This is a genomic window from Haloferax sp. DFSO60, from assembly GCF_046557615.1.
In the GTDB taxonomy this organism is placed as follows: Archaea; Halobacteriota; Halobacteria; order Halobacteriales; family Haloferacaceae; genus Haloferax.
In genome coordinates this window covers 823,427-842,696 of the sequence record NZ_JBKIII010000001.1, presented here as the reverse complement: position 1 = coordinate 842,696, position 19,270 = coordinate 823,427, and the positions used below count along the sequence as shown (strand labels likewise).

Sequence of the window (19,270 nt, the reverse complement as noted above, 5' to 3'; positions counted from 1 at the left end):
TCGCTTTTTATTGGTGCGCTTCGCTGTGTTCTTCGAGCCACGCGTTGAGTGACTCTCTGTCGCGGAAGTACAACCGCGAGCGGATGCCGTCTTTTTCGAGGACGACGAGGAGGTGTTTCTCCGACAGGACGAGTTCTTCGCCACTGTACGTACACGGTTCGACACGCTCTCCTTCCGGTCGCCACAGTCGATGTGGGGCGACCCGGACGATCGTTTCGCCGTTCCCACCGAGTGACTGACCGACGTAGTCCGAAAAGGACATGCGAGTACCCACAACACCCACCATTATGTTATTTTCGTGTATAGGGCAGGTAGTAATATAGTCTGATACACGCCGTTCACAACCGTATTGATTCTTTCATTGACAACAGTTCACATGGCTGCGTGATATGGCACCACCCTACACATTTATCCATAATGTTTGTGAACAACCTGACGTATGGAGAAGCCACTCCTCGTGACGGAATTCCTCGACCGAGCGCGTCGGTATTACGCCGACAAAGAAGCGGTCGTTGCAACGACGGGTGAACGATATACGTACGGTGAACTGGGTGACAGAGCAGACGGGTTCTCTGCTGCCTTACAAGCCCACGGTGTCGAGAAAGGAGACCGGGTGGCCGTGTTGGACCCGAATACACACTTCCACCTCGAAGCGGCTTATGGGTCGATGCAAATCGGTGCCATCCACATGCCGCTAAACTACCGCCTCGTCCCTGCTGATTTTGAGTACATGCTGAACGATGCGGAGGTGAACGCGATTTACGCCGACTACGCCTTCGCCGACAAAATTGAAGCGGTGCGAGACGACATCCCGACGGAGATTTTCGTCACCAACGACCCCGAAAAAGTCGATGGCGATTGGCTCGACTTCGACGAGTTCATCGCCGATTCCACTGACTACGACCGACCGGAGATGAGCGAAGACGAACTCATCACCATCAACTACACCTCAGGGACGACCGGCGACCCGAAGGGCGTCTGCCGAACCCACCGCGCCGAGACGATTCACGCGTATCTCATCTCGATGCACCAGCACATCACCGACGACGACGTGTATCTGTGGACGCTGCCGATGTTCCACGTCAATGGCTGGGGCCACATCTATGCAATCACTGGCCACGGTGCGAAGCACATCTGCACCCGCGGTGTCGATGCACAGGCAGTCGTCGATGCGATTCAGACCGAAGATGTGTCGTACCTCTGTGCCGCCCCGACGGTGCTGAACATGCTCCAGAAGCTGTATCGCGAGAAGGGCGGCCTCGAAATGACCGGCGCGAACCCGGTCCGTGCAGCGACTGCGGGTGCCGCACCGCCGGAAGCGACGATTCGAACGGTCGAAGACACGTTCGGATGGCACCTCATGCACGTCTACGGTGCGACTGAGACCGGGCCACTCATCACGACATCCGATGCGGCACGCTTCTTGGACGACGGTGACGGCCGCTTCGGGGTGATGAAAAAGCAGGGAATCGGCTATCTCGGAACCGACGTCCGGGTCGTCGACGACGACGGCAACGACGTGCCACGCGATGGGACCAGCATCGGCGAAATAGTCGTTTCCGGTAACCAGGTGATGGACCGTTACTGGAACAAGCCCGAAGACACCGACGAGGCGTTCAACGCGCGCTTGGAAGGCTACTACCACATGGGTGACCTCGCTACCATGGACGAGAACGGCTTTATCAGCATTCAAGACCGGAAGAAGGACATCATCATCTCCGGCGGCGAGAACATCTCCAGTATCGAACTCGAAGACACGCTGTTCGACCACGAGAAGGTGGCTGACGTGGCCGTCATTCCGGTCCCCTCTGACGAGTGGGGTGAATCACCCAAAGCGTTCATCGTCCCGACGAGCGGCGACCCAGACAGTCCGGGGACGACTGTCGAGGAACTCATCGACTTCTGCCGAGAGCGAATTGCGACATATAAGGTTCCGAAAGAAATCGAGTTCGTTACAGAACTTCCTAAAACTGCGACCGGAAAAATTCAGAAGTACGAGCTTCGAGAACAAGAGTGGGAAGGCGAAGATCGAATGGTCGGCCAAGGATAATCGTCTCCTGTCTAACGGTTTCTTCTGTCACTGTCGAACGCGTTTACTCTCGGCGTCGTGAACGTCTCTGAAGCTGGCTCAAAACGAGCCAATCAGTGGATAGATGGCTTATAAACTGCATTTACCCAACAATTGGGTCTCGAAGTATTGTTATGCACATCTCGCAAAATATGAATACTATATTAGGAAGTATATACATAACTATTATTAATAATGTATCCGCCGACTATCCTATGGCACGGGATAACAAGCCACTCAAGCGACGAGATGTGCTGAAGGCGACTGGTGCTGTGGGTGCGGCGGGCCTGGCTGGTCTGGCTGGCTGTACCGGCGGTGGCGGTGGAGATGGCGACGGCAACGGCGGCGGCGGCGGCGGTGGAGGCGGAGATGGTGAAGATTACCCCGCACTGGGTAACTTCCCAATCGAAGGTGACACGGCAACCTTCGGATTCAACGTTCCACAGTCTGGTCCGTATGCGTCAGAGGGTGAAGACGAACTTCGCGCGTACGAACTCGCAGTAAAGCACCTCAACGAAGGTGGCGGCTGGGTTGACACGCAGTTCGACGACCTCTCTGGAGACGGCGTCCTCGACTACACCATCGACCACGTTGACGGCGACACGGCGACCGACGCCGACCAGGCACGACAGTCTGCCTCCGGGATGGTGCAGCGTGACGGTGTAATCATGATCTCTGGCGGGTCGTCCTCGGCAACGGCAATCGCTGTCCAAGGGCTGTGTCAGAACGAGAAGGTCATGTTCATGGCCTGTCTGACGCACTCGAACGACACGACCGGCAAGGACTGCGTTCGCTACTCCTTCCGCGAGATGTTCAACGCGTACATGACTGGACAGGCGCTCGCGCCTGTTGTGCGCGACGCCTACGGTGAAGGACTGTCCTTCTACCAACTCTACGCGGACTACAGTTGGGGACAGACCCAGCAAGCGTCGATGAACCAATTCATGACCGACGTCGCGGGCTGGGAAGAAGTCGAGTCTGTCGCAACGCCGCTCGGGACGACCGACTACTCCACGTACCTCTCCGAAGCCCAAAACTCCGGTGCGGACGTACTCATTCTCAACCACTACGGCCTCGACGGTGCAAACTCCGTCCAGCAGGCCGTCGACGCTGGCATCAACGAGGACATGGAGATTATCGTTCCGCTGTACAACCGTCCGATGGCGGAAGCAGCAGGCGGCGCTATCGAGGGTATCTACGGAACGGTCGCGTGGGACTCCCAAATCGACAACACGCCGTCCGAAGAGTTCACCCAGGCGTTCATGGACGAGTACGACCGCTCGCCATCCGGACCCGCACAACTGGCGTACGCGCAGACGCTCCAGTACGCCGCGGCAGTCGAGCGTGCAGGGACGTTCTACCCGCCGGAAGTCATCAAGCAACTCGAAGACTTCGAATACGACAACATCGGCATGGGCGCAGAGACGATGCGCGGCTGCGACCACCAAGCACAGCGGGATGTCCCCGTCGTGCAAGGACTGCCGGGCTCTGAACAGTCCTCGGGGACCTACTTCGAGATTGTCAACATCACGAGTCGAGACGACCTCGGATACGCGTGCGACGCTGGTCCTGCAGCAGAGTGTGAACTCGGTCCGTACGAGTAACTCACTCTCGTCTCACGACATTACGATGGATATTTATCATGAACAAACTACTTGCGTGTAAATGAGTCAGTTTAACACACCCATGCCAAACGGTATCAAAACTAGGAGATCTCGAACATGAGCATTCTCGCAGACATTCTCACAGTACTACTCAACGGGCTTCAGCAGGGCGCCATCTACGTCTTGCTCGCAGTGGGGCTGTCGATTATCTTGGGGACGCTCAAGTTCGTCAACTTCGCCCACGGCGCGCTCTACCTCGTCGGGACGTACGCAGGCCTGCTCATCGCGTTGAACGTCCCGCTTTCAAACGGGAAACTCCAAGAGTGGGGCTTCTCGACGTTCGGGCTCGATTGGGGCTTTTTCGCCGCGCTGCTGTTGGTCCCGATTGTCGTCTTTATCGTCGGTCTCTTGATGGAGCGGTTCGTCGCACGACCGTTCTACGACCGCCCGGATACGGACCAGATTCTCGTCACCTTCGGGCTCGCAATCGTCGTCCAAGAACTATTCCGGGTACTCTTCGGGAGCAACAGTCTTCCGTTCGACCAACCAGACCGCATTCTCGCGTTCGGTTCGTTCGCTGGTCTCCCTGTCTCCGGGCCGATTGCACTCCCCGTTGTCGGTAACTTCCCACAATGGCGACTGTGGGTTATTGGCATCACTGCCGTCCTCGTCTTGCTCGTGTACGCCCTCGTCGAGTACACCGACTTCGGACTCGTCGTCCGCGCAGGCACGCGCGACGCGGAGATGGTTCGCCTGCTCGGTATCAAAATCACGCGTCCCTACATCGTCGTCTTCGGCATCGGTGCCGCACTCGCCGGTATTGCGGGTGTCGTTGGCGGCCCCCTCAACGTCGTCAACCCGACGATTGGGACCAACATCCTCGTGCCAGCGTTCCTCACCGTCGTCATCGGCGGTGTGGGTAGTATCGCCGGTGCAGTCCTCGGCGGAATCGTCTTCGGACTCACGACGGCGGCACTCGTGTCGCTCGCACCCGCGTGGTCACAGGTAGGACTCTACGCTATCGCGGCAATCGTCCTCCTGCTTCGACCACAAGGTCTTCTCGGTAACGAAGAGGTGGCACCATGAGCGAGGAAGAGACTACGGCCGGGGCGAAAGAACAGTCGGCAGTCGTCGATTCGACGCTCCTCGAACGCGTCCAACAGTTCCAAGAACGAGAGGGCGCTGTCGTCGGGTTGACCGCGATTGTCGTCGCACTCTTCCCGTGGATTTTCGCCCGCGCTCCGTTCATCTCCGACTTCTTGCAGGGTTACCAGAGCCTCGCAACGCTCATCCTCATCTGGGGAATCTTCGCCATCGGTTTCGACCTGTTGCTCGGGTACACCGGCCTGCTGTCGTTCGGTCACGCCGCCTTCTGGGGCGGTGCGGCCTACGCCGCAGGTGTCATCGCAAAGAACGTCTCTGGCGACCCAATCGTGATGGTCCTCTCGGGGACTGTCTTTGCGATTCTCCTCGCGTGGGTACTCGGATTCCTCTCGCTGCGTCGCGGTGGGATTTACTTCTCCATCCTGACGCTGGCGTTCGCACAGATGTTCTACTTCATGGCCGCATCACCACTCGCGTTCCTGACCGGCGGCGAAAACGGTCTGACGGGAGTCGATGTGGGCTCGCTCTTCGGGATGATTCATCTCGAAGCCGACTTGCCATCCGTTCTCGGGACGCTCCTTGGCACGGGACTGTACGCCTTCGTCGGTGTCTTCTTCGTCGGTGCCGTCGCACTCGCCTACCGCATTCTCAACTCGCCGTACGGGATGGTCTTTCGTGCAATCCGCGAGAACGAACAACGGGCGGAGTTCGTCGGACTCAACGTCTGGCGCTACAAGCTGATGGCGTTCATCATCTCGGGTGCGTTCGCAGGCGTCGCAGGGAGTCTGTTCACCATTCACGGGTCGTACGTGCCGCTCCAGTCGCTCTTCTGGACGGAGTCCGGTGACATCGTCGTGATGACGGTCCTCGGTGGTGCAGGGTCGATGTTCGGCCCAGTGCTCGGTGCCGCGTTGTACCTCTACATCGAGAACATCGTCAGCACCATCCAGGCACTCACGATTCCGTTTACGGGCATCGTACTCGTCAACGACTTCGGCTACTACTGGCACTTGCTCCTCGGCATCGTGTTCGTCGCAGTCGTGTGGATCGTCCCCGACGGCCTATGGGGTATGTTGCGAAAAGTCCGTGATATCGTCGTCGAATTTATCGGAGGTATGCGCTAATGGCACTTCTCGAAACTAACAATCTCGTCAAGGAATTCGGTGGTCTCGTCGCAACTGACGACGTGAATCTCACTGTCGAACAGGACGAACGCGTCTCGATTATCGGCCCGAACGGGGCCGGGAAATCGACGCTCATCAACCTCATCACCCGCCGTCTCGACCCGACGAGCGGCGATATCAAGTTCAAAGGTGAGTCTATCGTCGGCCTCGACCCACACGAAGTGGTCCAACGAGGCGTCTCGAAATCGTTCCAGACTGCCTCTATCTTTCCCGGACTCACTGTCCGTGAGAACGCAGAAATCGCGTCGCTTGCGGCAGAACGCGGTGCATTTGGGTTCGAGTTCTTGAAACACCGCGACAGCCTCACCGACGTTCACGAAGTCGCCCGCAACACGCTCGATTCGGTCGGGTTGCTCGGCCAAGCGAATACGGTCGCAGAAGACCTGCCGTACGGTGACAAGCGGCGTCTCGAAATCGGCATCGCACTCGCCAGTGAACCGGATTTGCTCTTGATGGACGAGCCAACCGCCGGGATGTCTCCCGAGGAGACGAAATCGACGGTCGAACTCATCGAGCGAGTCAAAGAAGAACACGGCCTGACGTTCGTCCTCGTCGAACACGACATGGAAATCGTCTTCAGTATCTCCGACCGCATCGTCGTTCTCAGTCGCGGTGGCATCATCGCGGAGGGAACACCAGACGAGATTCGAGGCAACGAGGCCGTTCAAGAGGCCTACCTCGGAGGTGTCGAACTATGAGTATCCTCGATATCGACGGCATCGACGCCTACTACGGCGAGAGTCACATCATCCGCGACCTCTCGATGAGCGTCGAAGAGGGAGAAATCTGTGCGCTTCTCGGCCGCAACGGTGCCGGGAAGACGACCACCCTTCGATGCATCTCGGGGGCGACGCCGCCAGACATCCGAAAAGGGAGTATCACCTTCAAAGGAGAGAACGTCACGAGCGTTCCCGCAGAGGACGTCTCTGTCAAGGGAATCTCGCTCGTTCCCGAAGAGCGCCGAATCTTCCCCAACCTCACGGTCGCAGAGAACCTTCATCTCGCGGAGGTCGTGAACAACAAATCCAACACGTGGGGCCGGTCGCTCTCGTTCGGCCACAAGGGGATGTCCACCGAAGAGGTGTACGCACAGTTCCCTCGTCTGGACGAACGGCAAGACCAGCGTGCAGGGACGCTCTCCGGTGGGGAACAACAGATGCTCGCTATCGCACGCGCCCTCAAGCAGAACACCGACTTGCTCTTGCTCGATGAACCGTACGAAGGGCTCGCACCGAAGATTATCGAGGACGTCGAAAACGCCGTCAAACGCATCAGCGACAACGGCACGACCATCCTCTTGGTCGAGCAGAACGCGGCGGCGGCTATCAAACTCGCCGACAGAGCGTACGTTATCGACCAAGGCCAGATCGTATTCAATGGGACCGCTGACGAATTGCGAGACGATGAAGAGACTCGGCAACGTTACCTCGGTGTATAACTCATGGCAACGGCACACACAGACCCAGAAACAGCACTCGACACGCTCATCGAAGCAGGCGCCGTCGACGAGTCCGACAGTGGCGAACTGACGGTCACCGACGAGTTCCAGAAAGTGCTGGCACTGTATCACGATATCTATGGTGCAGTCTCCAACGACGAGTTCTACAGCACCGTCGGAGACATCTTCAACCTGTCTCCCGACGAGGCCGAAGTCGAAGTCGATAAGCGAGGCATCTCGCGCGAAGACGTGATTGCCTACCTCGCAGCGAAGTCGTTCCTCGACATTCCGGTCGAACAGGAACTCCTCTCGGTCATGGCGTCGATTATTGTCGAACTCGAACCCTCGTCGTCGGTTCCAGAAGGCATGTTCGAACTCACAGACTCGACGTACGAGTCGTTCCTCGACGTGAACGACGAGGCTGTCGTCACGGTGTGGAAACGCTTCTGTGAACCCTGTGATGCGATGAAAGCCGAACTCGACGAGATACTCGACCGTCTCCCGTCGGACGTTGCGGTTGCTGCCGTCGATGGTGAGGCCCAAGACGACTTTTGCCAAGCCTTCGACATCACGGCCGCACCGACAGTCGCATGCTTCCGCGATGGCTCACTCGTCGAGCAAGAGTCCGGGCAGATGACTCCCGACGAAGTCGAAGAGTTCGTCGCCCGGTCGTTCTGATTTTAGGCTCGGTTCGCAACGCCCGTCACCATGACGGGCCGACCCGAGTTGAGAATAACCGTCTGCGTTACGCTCCCAAACAGTGCTTTTCCAGCTGGCGAACGCTTTCGCCCACCGATGAGGATGAGGTCTGCTTCTTCTTCTTCGGCGAAGTCGATGATGACGTCCGCGGGGTCACCCGAGGACTCGTTCACATCGTACTCGATACCCTGTTCGTCGAGATACTCTCCTGCTTCACGAATCGACCGGATCTGCGTCGCCGAGGCCCCACTCGGGTTGTCGGTGAAACTGTGGACGAGTGTCACCTGCTTTTCGGACGCATCGCCCGGCATTTTCGCGACTTCTTCAACGCACGCGAGTGCGTGTTCCGCATCGTCGTCGACGCCGATTACCACGTGGTACATACTCTCACGTCTCCGTGACCGCTCTTAGTAGTTGTGCCGAATAATCATCAAAAATTGCCGACTGCGCGCGATTCTGTCGCTTCAGACCGCTTCGTCGTCGATGCGTTCCGAGACGAAGATTACGAGGACGAGTGGGAGGCCGAGGACGAGTGCGAGTGTGAGCGCACCGTAGGCCGCAAACCCGAGCGGTGTCGGCGGAAATGGAATTAAAAACAGGAATCGCGGTGCTGAGAGGTCGGAGACGAACGTTCCCGTGAGAAAGCCAGCGACTCCTGCGACGGTGACGAGTGCAGCGTACAATCCAAGGACGAACCGCCGACCACCAAGGTTCGAGGGCACAGGTATCGGTCGGGAGCGAGTCTGGTTAGTGGTTATTATTCTCTGCGGGCCGACTCGCACCGATTAACCTTTTGCTCCACAGTGGTAAGCCTCGCGTATGTCTGATACGGACCTGCTCGGCATTATCCTCGGGGCCGTCGCGGTGCTGATGTTCGTGACCGGAATCCTGCTTGTCACCTGAATCGCGGTCGATTCAGGGTTCACGAGAACGACGGCCAGCGGAACCGTCCCTTATTTTTCTACCGTGAGCGGTGGGTGTGGCTCTCGCCTGCTGACGTTCGAGTAATTGCACAGCGAACTGAGCGCGTCCGCTCTCGGTTGTGGGTCTAAAAAACGAAGAGTGTGCAGTTGGTTACTCGTCCGATTCGGCGGCCAGAGTGCCGCTGTCGGATACATCATCCGACGAGGCTCCTCCTTCGGAGAAACCGCCGGTTGACGGAACGTCAACCGTGGATTGTGAATCTCCGATTCGCGCACCACCGTCAGTTGCGAGCGTCTCGTCTTCTTCGCCGCCGTCCGTCACAGCGGTTTCGAGTTTGCGGTCGAACCAGTCCCACTCGGAGGTGAGCAGACCGTCTTCTGCGAGTCCCCATGGGTCACCGTCTTGGATGACTGGGCCTTCCAGCCACGACTGGACGATGTTCCAGACGAAGATTATCTGACCGATGAGCAGGATGAACGCACCGACCGTCGCAACTTGGTGGAGCGTGGCGAACTGGGGCAGGTAGGTCGCATAGCGACGTGGCATCCCACCGTAGCCGAGCAGAATCATGGCGAAGAACGTCACGTTCGTGCCGACCATCGACAGCCAGAAGTGCCACTTACCGAGGGTCCGCTGGTACATCCGACCCGTGTAGATGGGGAACCAGTAGTACAGGCCAGCGAAGCCTGCGAACGCGATGGCACCCATGACGATGTAGTGGAAGTGACCGACGACGTAGTAGGTGTCGTGGAGTACGAGGTCCACCGGAATCGACGCGAGGAAGACGCCCGTCACGCCGCCGATGATGAAGTTCGAGACGAAACCGATACAGAAGAGCATCGGCGTCGTGAGTCGAATCTTCCCGTTCCACATCGTCGTAATCCAGTTGAACGTCTTGACTGCGCTCGGAATTGCGATAGCCAGCGAGACAGCCATGAACGACGCGCGAAGACGCGGGTCGATACCCGTCGCGAACATGTGGTGGGCCCAGACACCGAAGGAGAGCACACCAATCGCGAGCGTGGAGTACACGACGAACTTGAACCCGAAGAGGCGACGACCCGCAAAGCGGGGGAGTACGAGGCTCACGATACCCATCGGGGGCAACACGAGAATGTACACTTCGGGGTGACCGAAGAACCAGAACAGGTGTTGCCAGAGGATTGCACCGCCTTCAGCGGCGAAGAACATCGTGTTGAGGTTGCGGTCGAGCAGCAGCATCACGATGGCGCTGCCGAGCAGTGGGAATGCGAACAGAATGAGACCCGACTGCGTCAGAATCGTCCACGAGAAGATGTCGAGGTTCGCCCACGAGACCTTCTCGTTGCGCTCGGTGAAGATGGTCGCGATGAAGTTGATCGCACCCATCGTCGCCGAGACACCCGAGAGGTGCAGGCCGAGAAGCATCAGGTCGACACCAGCGTTTGCCTGGTTCCCGGAGCCAACACCCGCAGAGAGCGGGGTGTACATCGTCCATGCGGTCTGGGCGGGAATGAGGTCTGGGATGGGGAAGAACCCTGCCCAGATGAGAAGTGCTGCGGGTGGCAGCAGCCAGAACGCGATGGCGTTGATTCGCGGGAATGCCATGTCATCCGCGCCAATCAGAAGCGGGATGAAGTAGTTCGAGAACGCCGCGATAATCGGCGTCCCGAACAGGAAGAGCATGGTAATCCCGTGACTAGTGAGCAATGAGTTGTAGAACGTGTTCGAAATGACACTCGATGCTGGGTCCGCGAGTTCGACGCGCATCAACATGACCATCAGGCCACCCACGGCGAACGCAATCAGGCCGTATGTGCCGTAGAGTAAGCCGATGTCCTTGTGGTCGACAGTCGTCAACCAGCGGATGAGCCCAGCAGGCTTCTCCTTCGAGACGTACTGCTCTTTGGTACTTCCGACGGCCCCACCGCCCGCGAGTGGGGTGTATGACCGCCAGTCTTCTATCCGCGCGAGCCACGCGGCGACGGCGATGAGAAAGGCTCCCATCAACACCGTCAGTGCTAGCTGTCCGTTGACCTCCATAGAAGTGGCTGAGTAGTGCAGGGTAATGAAAGATTCGGGAACGCGCTGCGTTTCGAGGGGGGTTTACGCAGTCTCGCCTTCGACAGCAGCGGCGTCTTCGGCAGTCGATTCTTCGAGTTCGCTTTCCTCTTCGTGGAGTGGTTCAACACCGGGGACGGTCGCTGCTCCCGGTGGGTAGACCGTCCCGCTTTGTTCTGCACCAGCAATTGCCTTCCCCGACAAGTACGTGAGGATTGCCAGTGCCACGAACGGAACGATGAGGAGCGCGAACTGAAGCCCCGACGGCAGCGATTCGACCCCGAACGGGTTGACGACGGCGAAAGCCACCACGAAAAACAGGATGATGGCCAGCGGAACCATGTTGACCACCAGGTCAAGGATGGTGTCCTTGTCGAACGTCTTGTTTGCCATACTTGAACGCTCGGGGACGCCCGACAAATAGATTGTTGGTTTCGGCTCTCTTTTCGGGTACCAACCTCGCTGACGCTCACGGTGACTCGTCGATTCGCTGAAAACGAGTACGGCGCGAACTCAGATGTCCTGTTGTTGGTCACGAACGAAGAGTTCGAAGACGACACCGCCGAAGAGGAGTAAGGCTCCCGAGGCGATGACTGCGTATCCCCGCGTCACGAGCGTGCCGTCCATGAAGACGAACGCGCCGCCGATGATGAACAGCAGTACGGAAAAGACACCGAGTGATTTCCAGATTGATTCGACGTATCCAGACTCCTGAAGCATTCCTGCGATGCTCCCACAGAAGAGGAGTAAGCCACCGACTGCGAGGGGAAACAGGTCGAACAGGAGACCGAGTTCAGAGATTGGGATACCGAGTGCGACGAATACCGGCCACGGGCTGGCCATGCGGTACTGGTCCGAAAGTCCCGGTGCTTCGTCCATGCTCGAAGCTTGGACTGTACAGTAACAAGCGCTTCGGAATGAGCGTCCGTCAGGGAACAGAAATCCCGTGACGGGCGAGAAAGTCGTTGACCGCGCGAATTACGACCGGGCTTCCGATAATTCGACACATTCCATCTCCGTGCGGGAACACTGTCACGGTGAACTCTGCTTCGAGTTCCTCGCGAATCGGGTCGAGCATGTCGCAGGGAAGCACAATTTGTGTGCTGTCGCGAAGCATCGCAGGGTCCGGCATCGGTTTCCACCGGTGGGTCGTAGTGGTCCTGTATAATCGTGCCGGTATCGTGGCTAAATGTGTGCAGACATGTGCAAATTTGTAACCCTGGCTGATTTTCTTTTATCAGAGAATGTCTTCGGGGCGCAGTCTTTCTGCCGAATCTGTCGCGGTATCTGTGCGCTGACTCCCGATTACGGGGCAGTTTTCGCCGCCTTCTCCCCGCGCGCTCGAAGGAAAGGGTTTTTCGACAGACACGGCGGAAGTTGTGACGATGGGACTGGAGGAGGAGATCGAAGACATCCGCGAGGAGATATCCAGTACGCCCTACAACAAATCGACCGAAGGTCACATCGGTCGGCTAAAGGCGAAACTCGCGGAGTTGAAGGAAAAACTCGAAAACCAAAGCTCGGCCGGCGGTGGCCAAGGCTACGCAGTCGAGAAGACCGGCGATGCGACCGTTGCCTTGGTTGGCTTTCCCAGTGTCGGAAAGTCGACGCTCATCAACGCCCTCACCAACGCCGAAAGCGAGACGGGCGCGTACGAGTTCACCACGCTCAACGTGAATCCCGGGATGCTCAAATACAAGGGTGCGAACATCCAGATTCTCGACGTCCCCGGCCTCATCGAAGGGGCCGCAGGTGGTCGAGGTGGCGGCAGAGAAGTGCTGTCTGTCGTTCGCACGGCAGACCTCGTCGTGTTCATGCTTTCGGTGTTCGAAATCGACCGCTACGAGCGACTGCAAGAGGAGTTGTACGCCAACAAGATTCGACTCGATTCGACGCCGCCCAACCTTTCGATTACGAAGAAAGGCAAAGGCGGCATCCGCGTCACCAAGAGTGACAGCGTCGAGTTGGAAGAAGAGACCATCAAAGGTGTCCTTCGGGAACACGGCTTCGTCAACGCAGAAGTGACCCTTCGTGGCGAGACGACCATCGACGAACTCATCGACGGCATCATGAAAAACCGAGTCTACTTGCCGTCTATCGTCTCGGTCAACAAGGCCGACCTCATCGACGAGAACTACCTCCCCACGGTCAACGAGAACCTCCGCGAAGTCGGCTTGGACCCCGACGAAGTGACGTTCATCAGCGCAGAGGCGGAGAAGGGACTCGATGTGCTAAAAGAGAACATCTGGGAGGCGCTCGGCCTCATTCGTGTCTACATGGACAAACCGGGTCGCGGTGTCGATTACGACGAACCGCTCGTCCTGCGAGAAGGCGACACCATCGACGACGCGATTACCAAACTTGGCGCGAAACTCGAACAAGGATTCAGATTCGCGCGCGTGAGCGGCCCGAGCGCTAAACACGACGAGCAGCAGGTCGGCCGCGACCACGAACTCGCAGACGAAGACGTCCTTCGAGTCATCACGACCCGGTGACACCGCTTTGCGATTCTCCTCGCTGCTGTCGCGTGTGACGCCCGCAGGGAGGCGACTTCTCCTCGTCCTCGGTGCCGGTCTCGTGCCGTGGTCAGTTCAGACCTTTTCGACAGGTTCCCCAACGCTCCTGTTCGCGTGGGGACTGGTCAATCTGGTTCCGCTCAACGTGACCACGCTCTTCGACTTCCTGTTTCGATTTACGATGGGGCTTCCAGACTACATTCTCGCGTGGCCGGTGGGCGTCGTCTGCTACCTCGTCGCGCTCGCCAGTGCTGTCGTCGCCGCTCGATTTGGCCGCGAAGACGTTCGGGTGACGGTCGCTGGACTCGTCCTCGCTGGTATCACGCAGTTGGAAGTCGCTCGCGGATTTTCGATTCAGCCTGGGCGGACTGCGTGGCCCGTCGGGACAGTTTTCTTGTGGGCAGTCGCAGGGTACCTTTACTGGTCGCGCGCGCCTTCGAGTACGCGTGAGTGAAAATATAGCCGTAGGCCGAAGCCCAGACCGTAATCACGTTTAGTCGTCGTCCGCCGCTGTTCCGGGGCGATAGTTCCGACTGACCACCTTCCACGTTCCCGTTCTGAATCGGTAGTAGTTGAGTGCCGCAGGGATGGTCGTCTCGGCGAGGAATGCGAGATACAACCCGGTGAGACCGAGGCTCGTCGTCGCACCCAGATAGGCCAGCGGAATCGACCCGCAGAACATCCCGACGAACTGGCTTCCGAACGTCCAGCGAGTGTCACCACTCGCATCGAGTGGACCAGCAGACCCACCGGAGACGCCCTGTAAGATGACTGCAACGCAGGCGACGTAGACGAGTGTGACTGCGATTTGGACGACGCGGCCACCCGCATCATCGACGAAGAGAGCGACGATTTGGTCTGCAAAGATGGCAACGAGTACCGCCGAGACGAGATAGGTTGCCACGGCAAACGTGATGATTTCGTTGCCGTAGGCTTCGGCAGTCTCTTCGTCGTCTTCGCCGAGCGCCTGTCCGACAAGGCTCGACGATGCGAGACCGAAACCCCATCCTGGTGTGTTCATCAGACCCCAGATGCGCCGCGTGATGACGAACGCGGCGACGACATCCCGACCGAAGATGTTGAGGATAGCGAGCATCGGGAACTCTGCGACAGTCCAGACCAACCCGCGACCCATCACTGGAAGGCCGATTTCGACCAAGTCGCGGATGGTCTCCATATCGAAGTACGACCCGAAGAAGTCGATTTGAACGGGGAACTCACCGATGCCCGGAAGCGCCCCGCGGGAGAGACCGAGGATGAACCCAGAGGTGACGATGACGTTCGAGAGGACGGTCCCGAGTGCCGCCCCTTCGACACCCAAACCGAGGCCGAAGATGAGTACTGCGTTGATTGCGATGTTCAGCACCGCGCCAGTTGCTCTGAGTACCATCGCCGTGTAGGCGTCGTCGGTACCGACGAGGACGCGACTTCCGACGAGGTTCAAGCCAGCAAACGGGACACCGACCCCGACGATACGAAGGTATGCTGCGCCGAACTCGATTGCTTGCTGGTCACCAGTCAGCACCGACAGCAATTCCACAGGGAAGAGCCAGAAAATCGCCGCGATTGGAACCGTTGCGAGGACGACGAGTAGCCCACTCGACCGGACTGCGGTCCCCAACTGGTCGAACGCTTCTGCGCCGTATCGCTGCGAGACGAGTGCAATTGTCCCGCCCGCGATACCGCCTCCGATGGCGAACGCAAGTCCCCAAAACGGTCCTGCGAACCCGACACCAGTAATCGCAACCGGCCCCAACACGATGCCGACCATCGCCACGTCGACGGCGTTCTTCGACATCCGTGCGAGGCCCGTGATAATGCGTGGCCACGAGAGGTCGGCAATCCGGACGGCACGCTCACGGTCAATGAGTCCGAGTCGTGAGAGGATCAGACCGATGCCGCCGATGAGGGCACGAACGGGGTTGGGGACCGAAGGCACTACCGGTCGTTATAGCGGTCCCTATTTAGTGCGCACGCAATCGGCACGCCATTCCCCAATGAGGGGCCCTCACACGGTCGCGTGGGGCAACCACACGGTGTTCCGCGTCCGGTACGTTTTTCGACGCGGCGAGACTTGGTTGAACCATGTCAGGAACCCTCGACCACGTGATGATGCGCGTCGAAGATCTTGAGGAGTCGCTCGACTGGTACACGACGCACCTCAACTACGAAGAGAAAGGTCGGTGGGAAGCAGACACGTTCACGAACGTGTATCTCGGTCCCGAAGACCTCCACGAAGAAGGTGCAGTCCTCGAACTTACCTACAACCACGGCGACAACACCTACGAACTCGGCGATGCGTGGGGCCACATTGCAGTCCGCGTCCCCGAAGACGAACTCGAAGAGTCGTATCAACAGCTCATGGACGAAGGCGTCGAAGATTACCGAGACCCCGAATCCTGCGGCGGGCGCTATGCCTTCGTCAAGGACCCAGACGGTCATCAAGTTGAAATCGTCAAACGCGACTATGGCGCGAAGTGGAGCCTCGACCACACGATGATTCGTGTCGAAGACGCCGACAAAGCACTCGGCTACTGGACGCGGAAATTCGAGTACGAACACACCAAACGCTGGGAATCCGACACCTTCGCCAATTACTTCATGAAGCCCACAGACGCCGCCGAAGAGGCAATGGCTGTCGAACTCACCTACAACTACGATGGCCGAACCTACGAGATGGGCGACGCGTGGGGGCACCTCGCTGTCCGTACCGACGACCTCGGCGACTACTGGGAGGATTTGATGGTCCGCGAAGCAGAAGACTACCGCGACCCCGAATCGTGTGATAACCGCTACGCGTTCACCAAAGACTTCCAGGGTCACGAAATCGAAATCCTCCCGTCAGACTTCGAATCACCGGAGTAAAGCACCACAAACCCTGATTTTCGACGGTTTGCCGTTCACGAATAGAGGAGTCTCTACTTACCAAGAAATTGCGCTATTCCACAAAGTATTTACCGCGAACAAACTGTGTCCGAATTGTACCCCTACCCAAGGTGATCCAAGCGAGTAGCCCACTGTCCGATTCTACCCCGGACAGTTCCGGATGAAAGCTGTTTCGCCGCTTATAGATTCATCTATAACCATGAAAGGAAACAAACAAATCCGCGCAGTCCTGCTCGCTGTGCTGATGGTCATGTCGGTCTTCGCCGGCTCCATCGCATTCACAGGTACGGCTGCTGCGGCCGCGGCAGGAGTTTCTGTCGCAGACGATACGGTCGAAACAGGCTCCAATGCTTCTGTTTCGGTTACTGTCGACAACAGCTCCAACGCTGGTGGCGACTATACTGTATGGCTCGATGACGGCGACGGTCTCTTTGAGGCCGGCGAAGTCAACGAAACGTTCGAAGCTAACGGTGGGAATCCACAAGAGATTCTTGAAATCCCAGATGTCGCCACGGGCGACTACAATGTGTCCGCTTACGAGGGCGCAGCAAATGCAGGGACCACCGTTGCCGAAGCAAACACCTCACTGACCGTCACGGCAGCAGAGGGTCCTGAGCTCCTCTCGGCAATCCACTACCAGAACGGTACCTCGACGGCAGACGGCGAGGTTGAGGTTGCATTCGACGAGGACGTCTCGCTCGACTCCGCAAACCTCTCCGTTGACGGCAGTGAAGTCGCTGACGAAACCGACGCAACCGTGTCTAACGGTCGCGTCCTCTTCGAAGTCGGCTCTGTCGAGACCGGCGACGTTGAGTTCGAGTACACCGTCACCGACAACAGCGGAAACGAAGCGACCGACACGGTTGACGTCACGTTCGCACCTGTCTACGTCGCTGGTAACCAGAACGCAACGGGTAGCGACGCAGCCTACAAGGGCTCCACCGTTGCAGTTGTCTCGAACTCCACGAACGAAGACGTCGAAGTCACCGCAACTGACGAAGACAACGACTACCAGTTCTCCGGTTCCACCGGTACGAACAGCAAGGTCTTCCTCTTCAACACCGCAAACCGTGACCTCGGCACGTACGAGTTCGCCTTTGACGGTGGTGTCTCCTCGGTTGACGTTCGTGACCTCGGTCTCGACGTCACCGTTGACGAACTGAACACGACGGACGCAGACGACGTCACCGGTACGGTCACCGCTAACGCAGGCGGCCGCAACGTTGACGTTGTTGTCCTCGACGAAGACGGCGACGAAGTCGAATCCGCTAACTTTGACCTCGACGGTCAGGGTGAGGGCGACTTCAACGTCGGTCAGCTCGACGCTGGCGACTACACCGTCGAAGTGACGGACGTCCTCTCGGGCGTTACGGTCGAATCTGACACGGTCACGGTCACGGCGGCCGCTGACTCCAACGCAGACTTCGGAACCTCCGTTGTCTCCGAACAGGTCGGCGACATCGCAGAAATCACCATCACGATGACGGGTACGTCCACGGCTGATGTCACCATCGGCTCGGACGACGTTGGCTACACGGCAGACGTCACCGTTGAGGACGGCAACGACGACGGCGAAGTTGTCCTTCTCTTCAACACGTACCAGCCAAACACGACGGCTGCATTCGATGTTGACGACAGCGACGACTCCGTCTCTGACATCAACGTCACGACCGAAATCGGCGACTCGCTGCTCGACGCTGGCGACTACGACCTCGAAGTCGCAACTGGCGGCGACGCTGACAACGTCGGTACGCTCGTTCTCGAAGAACGCAGCACCGACGCCCAGGCTATCTGGACCGCACCAACCGGTGCAACCCTCGAAGACTCTGACGACGTCTACGCAGCCATCGAAGATGGCACCGTGACCGAGTCCTCTGAGGTCGCAAACGGCGACATCGTCGTCCACCAGATCTCCGCAACGGGTCTCGAAGGCGCATTCGACGCGAAGAACTTCAGCACGCTCGTCTCTGACGGCGAAATCGAAGTCACCGTCGAACAGACGAACCCTGGCCCGAACCGCGAGCCAAAGGAACTCGCTCTCAACAACCTCACGGTCATCGCTGACGGCGAGAACGACACGTACTTCCTCGCATACGACCTCAGCGACCAGGACGTTGCTGACGACGACGAGTTCAACGCGACGTTCACCGTCCTCGAGGACAGTGAGCTCGCAGAAGAGAACGAATCTGTCTCCGCTGAATTCGCTGTTGTCGAGGAAGAAATCTCCCTCGACAGCGACGAGATCACGGTCGAAGCCGCTGCTAACCAGTCCATCTCGGGCACGGCAACTGTCGCACCCGGTACCGAGCTGACGTACCGCGTCCGCTCCTCGGGCGACACCCAGCCACGCTTCCTCAAGACGGGCTCGGCAGTCGTTCAGGCTGACGGCACGTTCTCGGCTGACTTCGACTTCAGCGAACAGGTTGAGAACGACACGTTCGACGTGACTGTCTCTGTCGACTCCGGCACGGCTGCTGACGCAACCGCTGACGGTACGGTCGGTCAAGTCGCCGAAACCACGACGGCAACTGAGACCACGACCGAAGAACCGACTGAGACCACGACTGAAGCAACCACGACGACGGAAGAGCCAACCGAAGAGACGACCGAGGCTACGGAAGAGCCAACTGAGGAGACCACCGAGGAAACCTCCACCGGCACGCCCGGCTTCGGCATCGCAGTCGCTCTCGTCGCACTCGTCGCAGCTGCACTCCTCGCAGTCCGCCGCGACTAAACTTCAGTAACTAACCGGGAACCTCCCGGTCCCCACACTTTCTTTATACACTACACCCCACAGCGACAGCGTT

At 58.4% G+C, this 19,270-nt stretch carries 19 protein-coding genes; 11 read left to right on the top strand and 8 right to left on the bottom strand.

The window, feature by feature from the left end:
* Positions 1 to 7 precede the first annotated feature (7 nt).
* Positions 8 to 262 (bottom strand): hypothetical protein, encoded by a 255-nt coding sequence (locus ACK509_RS04430; RefSeq protein WP_410765282.1) that lies wholly within the window; start codon positions 260 to 262, stop codon positions 8 to 10.
* Positions 263 to 439: 177 nt separating this feature from the next.
* On the opposite strand from ACK509_RS04430, the gene ACK509_RS04425 reads away from it, so the two are divergent.
* From ACK509_RS04425 to ACK509_RS04395, 7 genes are all read left to right on the top strand, one after another.
* Positions 440 to 2,050 carry a long-chain-fatty-acid--CoA ligase gene (locus ACK509_RS04425; RefSeq protein WP_410765281.1) on the top strand — a complete coding sequence of 537 codons (1,611 nt, stop codon included), beginning with the start codon at positions 440 to 442 and terminating at the stop codon, positions 2,048 to 2,050.
* Between the two features lie 233 nt (positions 2,051 to 2,283).
* Positions 2,284 to 3,672 carry a substrate-binding protein gene (locus ACK509_RS04420; RefSeq protein WP_410765280.1) on the top strand — a complete coding sequence of 463 codons (1,389 nt, stop codon included), beginning with the start codon at positions 2,284 to 2,286 and terminating at the stop codon, positions 3,670 to 3,672.
* Positions 3,673 to 3,789: 117 nt separating this feature from the next.
* Positions 3,790 to 4,758: a branched-chain amino acid ABC transporter permease gene (locus ACK509_RS04415; protein WP_410765279.1), complete on the top strand. Its 969-nt coding sequence runs from the start codon at positions 3,790 to 3,792 to the stop codon at positions 4,756 to 4,758.
* On the top strand, positions 4,755 to 5,900 hold the full coding sequence (locus tag ACK509_RS04410) for a branched-chain amino acid ABC transporter permease (RefSeq protein ID WP_410765278.1): 1,146 nt from the start codon (positions 4,755 to 4,757) through the stop codon (positions 5,898 to 5,900). The genes ACK509_RS04415 and ACK509_RS04410 overlap by 4 nt, the downstream gene beginning before the upstream one ends.
* Positions 5,900 to 6,658: an ABC transporter ATP-binding protein gene (locus ACK509_RS04405; protein ID WP_410765277.1), complete on the top strand. Its 759-nt coding sequence runs from the start codon at positions 5,900 to 5,902 to the stop codon at positions 6,656 to 6,658. The genes ACK509_RS04410 and ACK509_RS04405 overlap by 1 nt, the downstream gene beginning before the upstream one ends.
* The gene (locus ACK509_RS04400; RefSeq protein WP_410765276.1) at positions 6,655 to 7,398 is read left to right on the top strand and encodes an ABC transporter ATP-binding protein; all 744 of its coding nucleotides are present in this window, start codon (positions 6,655 to 6,657) and stop codon (positions 7,396 to 7,398) included. The genes ACK509_RS04405 and ACK509_RS04400 overlap by 4 nt, the downstream gene beginning before the upstream one ends.
* Before the next feature lie 3 nt (positions 7,399 to 7,401).
* The gene (locus ACK509_RS04395) at positions 7,402 to 8,076 is read left to right on the top strand and encodes a thioredoxin family protein (RefSeq protein WP_410765275.1); all 675 of its coding nucleotides are present in this window, start codon (positions 7,402 to 7,404) and stop codon (positions 8,074 to 8,076) included.
* Between the two features lie 2 nt (positions 8,077 to 8,078).
* Here ACK509_RS04395 and ACK509_RS04390 read toward each other — a convergent pair whose 3' ends face one another.
* The 6 genes from ACK509_RS04390 to ACK509_RS04365 all read right to left on the bottom strand — a co-directional run bounded on the left by ACK509_RS04390 (position 8,079) and on the right by ACK509_RS04365 (position 12,193).
* Positions 8,079 to 8,480 carry a universal stress protein gene (locus tag ACK509_RS04390; RefSeq protein WP_410765274.1) on the bottom strand — a complete coding sequence of 134 codons (402 nt, stop codon included), beginning with the start codon at positions 8,478 to 8,480 and terminating at the stop codon, positions 8,079 to 8,081.
* Between the two features lie 81 nt (positions 8,481 to 8,561).
* A complete protein-coding gene (locus ACK509_RS04385; RefSeq protein WP_410765273.1) occupies positions 8,562 to 8,819 on the bottom strand; it encodes a cox cluster protein in 258 nt (85 codons plus the stop codon).
* 352 nt (positions 8,820 to 9,171) lie between these two features.
* Positions 9,172 to 11,007, bottom strand: a complete 1,836-nt coding sequence (locus ACK509_RS04380) for a cytochrome c oxidase subunit I (RefSeq protein ID WP_410766248.1) — start codon at positions 11,005 to 11,007, stop codon at positions 9,172 to 9,174.
* A 99-nt stretch (positions 11,008 to 11,106) separates the two neighbouring features.
* Entirely contained in the window at positions 11,107 to 11,454 is a 348-nt protein-coding gene (locus ACK509_RS04375; protein ID WP_410765272.1) for a DUF6684 family protein, read from the bottom strand.
* Positions 11,455 to 11,574: 120 nt separating this feature from the next.
* Entirely contained in the window at positions 11,575 to 11,940 is a 366-nt protein-coding gene (locus ACK509_RS04370; RefSeq protein WP_410765271.1) for a cox cluster protein, read from the bottom strand.
* A 49-nt stretch (positions 11,941 to 11,989) separates the two neighbouring features.
* Complete coding sequence (locus tag ACK509_RS04365) at positions 11,990 to 12,193, bottom strand: hypothetical protein (protein ID WP_410765270.1); 204 nt, start codon at positions 12,191 to 12,193, stop codon at positions 11,990 to 11,992.
* A gap of 253 nt (positions 12,194 to 12,446) precedes the next feature.
* On the opposite strand from ACK509_RS04365, the gene ACK509_RS04360 reads away from it, so the two are divergent.
* A complete protein-coding gene (locus ACK509_RS04360) occupies positions 12,447 to 13,556 on the top strand; it encodes an OBG GTPase family GTP-binding protein (protein WP_410765269.1) in 1,110 nt (369 codons plus the stop codon).
* A gap of 34 nt (positions 13,557 to 13,590) precedes the next feature.
* Positions 13,591 to 14,031, top strand: coding sequence for a TIGR04206 family protein (locus ACK509_RS04355; protein ID WP_410765268.1), 441 nt, complete (start codon positions 13,591 to 13,593; stop codon positions 14,029 to 14,031).
* Between the two features lie 39 nt (positions 14,032 to 14,070).
* Here the strand turns inward: ACK509_RS04355 and ACK509_RS04350 are convergent, their stop codons facing one another.
* A complete protein-coding gene (locus ACK509_RS04350; protein ID WP_410765267.1) occupies positions 14,071 to 15,516 on the bottom strand; it encodes an MATE family efflux transporter in 1,446 nt (481 codons plus the stop codon).
* Between the two features lie 146 nt (positions 15,517 to 15,662).
* On the opposite strand from ACK509_RS04350, the gene ACK509_RS04345 reads away from it, so the two are divergent.
* Positions 15,663 to 16,442 (top strand): VOC family protein, encoded by a 780-nt coding sequence (locus tag ACK509_RS04345; protein ID WP_410765266.1) that lies wholly within the window; start codon positions 15,663 to 15,665, stop codon positions 16,440 to 16,442.
* Positions 16,443 to 16,662: 220 nt separating this feature from the next.
* A complete protein-coding gene (locus ACK509_RS04340; RefSeq protein WP_410765265.1) occupies positions 16,663 to 19,197 on the top strand; it encodes an ArtA-dependent S-layer glycoprotein in 2,535 nt (844 codons plus the stop codon).
* Positions 19,198 to 19,270 lie beyond the last annotated feature (73 nt).

What these genes read in the sequence shown, in the direction of transcription:
- ACK509_RS04430 (WP_410765282.1), bottom strand. Translation starts at nt 262, where the DNA reads ATGTCCTTTTCGGACTACGTCGGTCAGTCACTCGGTGGGAACGGCGAA.
- ACK509_RS04425 (WP_410765281.1), top strand. Translation starts at nt 440, where the DNA reads ATGGAGAAGCCACTCCTCGTGACGGAATTCCTCGACCGAGCGCGTCGG.
- ACK509_RS04420 (WP_410765280.1), top strand. Translation starts at nt 2,284, where the DNA reads ATGGCACGGGATAACAAGCCACTCAAGCGACGAGATGTGCTGAAGGCG.
- ACK509_RS04415 (WP_410765279.1), top strand. Translation starts at nt 3,790, where the DNA reads ATGAGCATTCTCGCAGACATTCTCACAGTACTACTCAACGGGCTTCAG.
- ACK509_RS04410 (WP_410765278.1), top strand. Translation starts at nt 4,755, where the DNA reads ATGAGCGAGGAAGAGACTACGGCCGGGGCGAAAGAACAGTCGGCAGTC.
- ACK509_RS04405 (WP_410765277.1), top strand. Translation starts at nt 5,900, where the DNA reads ATGGCACTTCTCGAAACTAACAATCTCGTCAAGGAATTCGGTGGTCTC.
- ACK509_RS04400 (WP_410765276.1), top strand. Translation starts at nt 6,655, where the DNA reads ATGAGTATCCTCGATATCGACGGCATCGACGCCTACTACGGCGAGAGT.
- ACK509_RS04395 (WP_410765275.1), top strand. Translation starts at nt 7,402, where the DNA reads ATGGCAACGGCACACACAGACCCAGAAACAGCACTCGACACGCTCATC.
- ACK509_RS04390 (WP_410765274.1), bottom strand. Translation starts at nt 8,480, where the DNA reads ATGTACCACGTGGTAATCGGCGTCGACGACGATGCGGAACACGCACTC.
- ACK509_RS04380 (WP_410766248.1), bottom strand. Translation starts at nt 11,007, where the DNA reads ATGGGAGCCTTTCTCATCGCCGTCGCCGCGTGGCTCGCGCGGATAGAA.
- ACK509_RS04375 (WP_410765272.1), bottom strand. Translation starts at nt 11,454, where the DNA reads ATGGCAAACAAGACGTTCGACAAGGACACCATCCTTGACCTGGTGGTC.
- ACK509_RS04370 (WP_410765271.1), bottom strand. Translation starts at nt 11,940, where the DNA reads ATGGACGAAGCACCGGGACTTTCGGACCAGTACCGCATGGCCAGCCCG.
- ACK509_RS04365 (WP_410765270.1), bottom strand. Translation starts at nt 12,193, where the DNA reads ATGCCGGACCCTGCGATGCTTCGCGACAGCACACAAATTGTGCTTCCC.
- ACK509_RS04360 (WP_410765269.1), top strand. Translation starts at nt 12,447, where the DNA reads ATGGGACTGGAGGAGGAGATCGAAGACATCCGCGAGGAGATATCCAGT.
- ACK509_RS04345 (WP_410765266.1), top strand. Translation starts at nt 15,663, where the DNA reads ATGTCAGGAACCCTCGACCACGTGATGATGCGCGTCGAAGATCTTGAG.
- ACK509_RS04340 (WP_410765265.1), top strand. Translation starts at nt 16,663, where the DNA reads ATGAAAGGAAACAAACAAATCCGCGCAGTCCTGCTCGCTGTGCTGATG.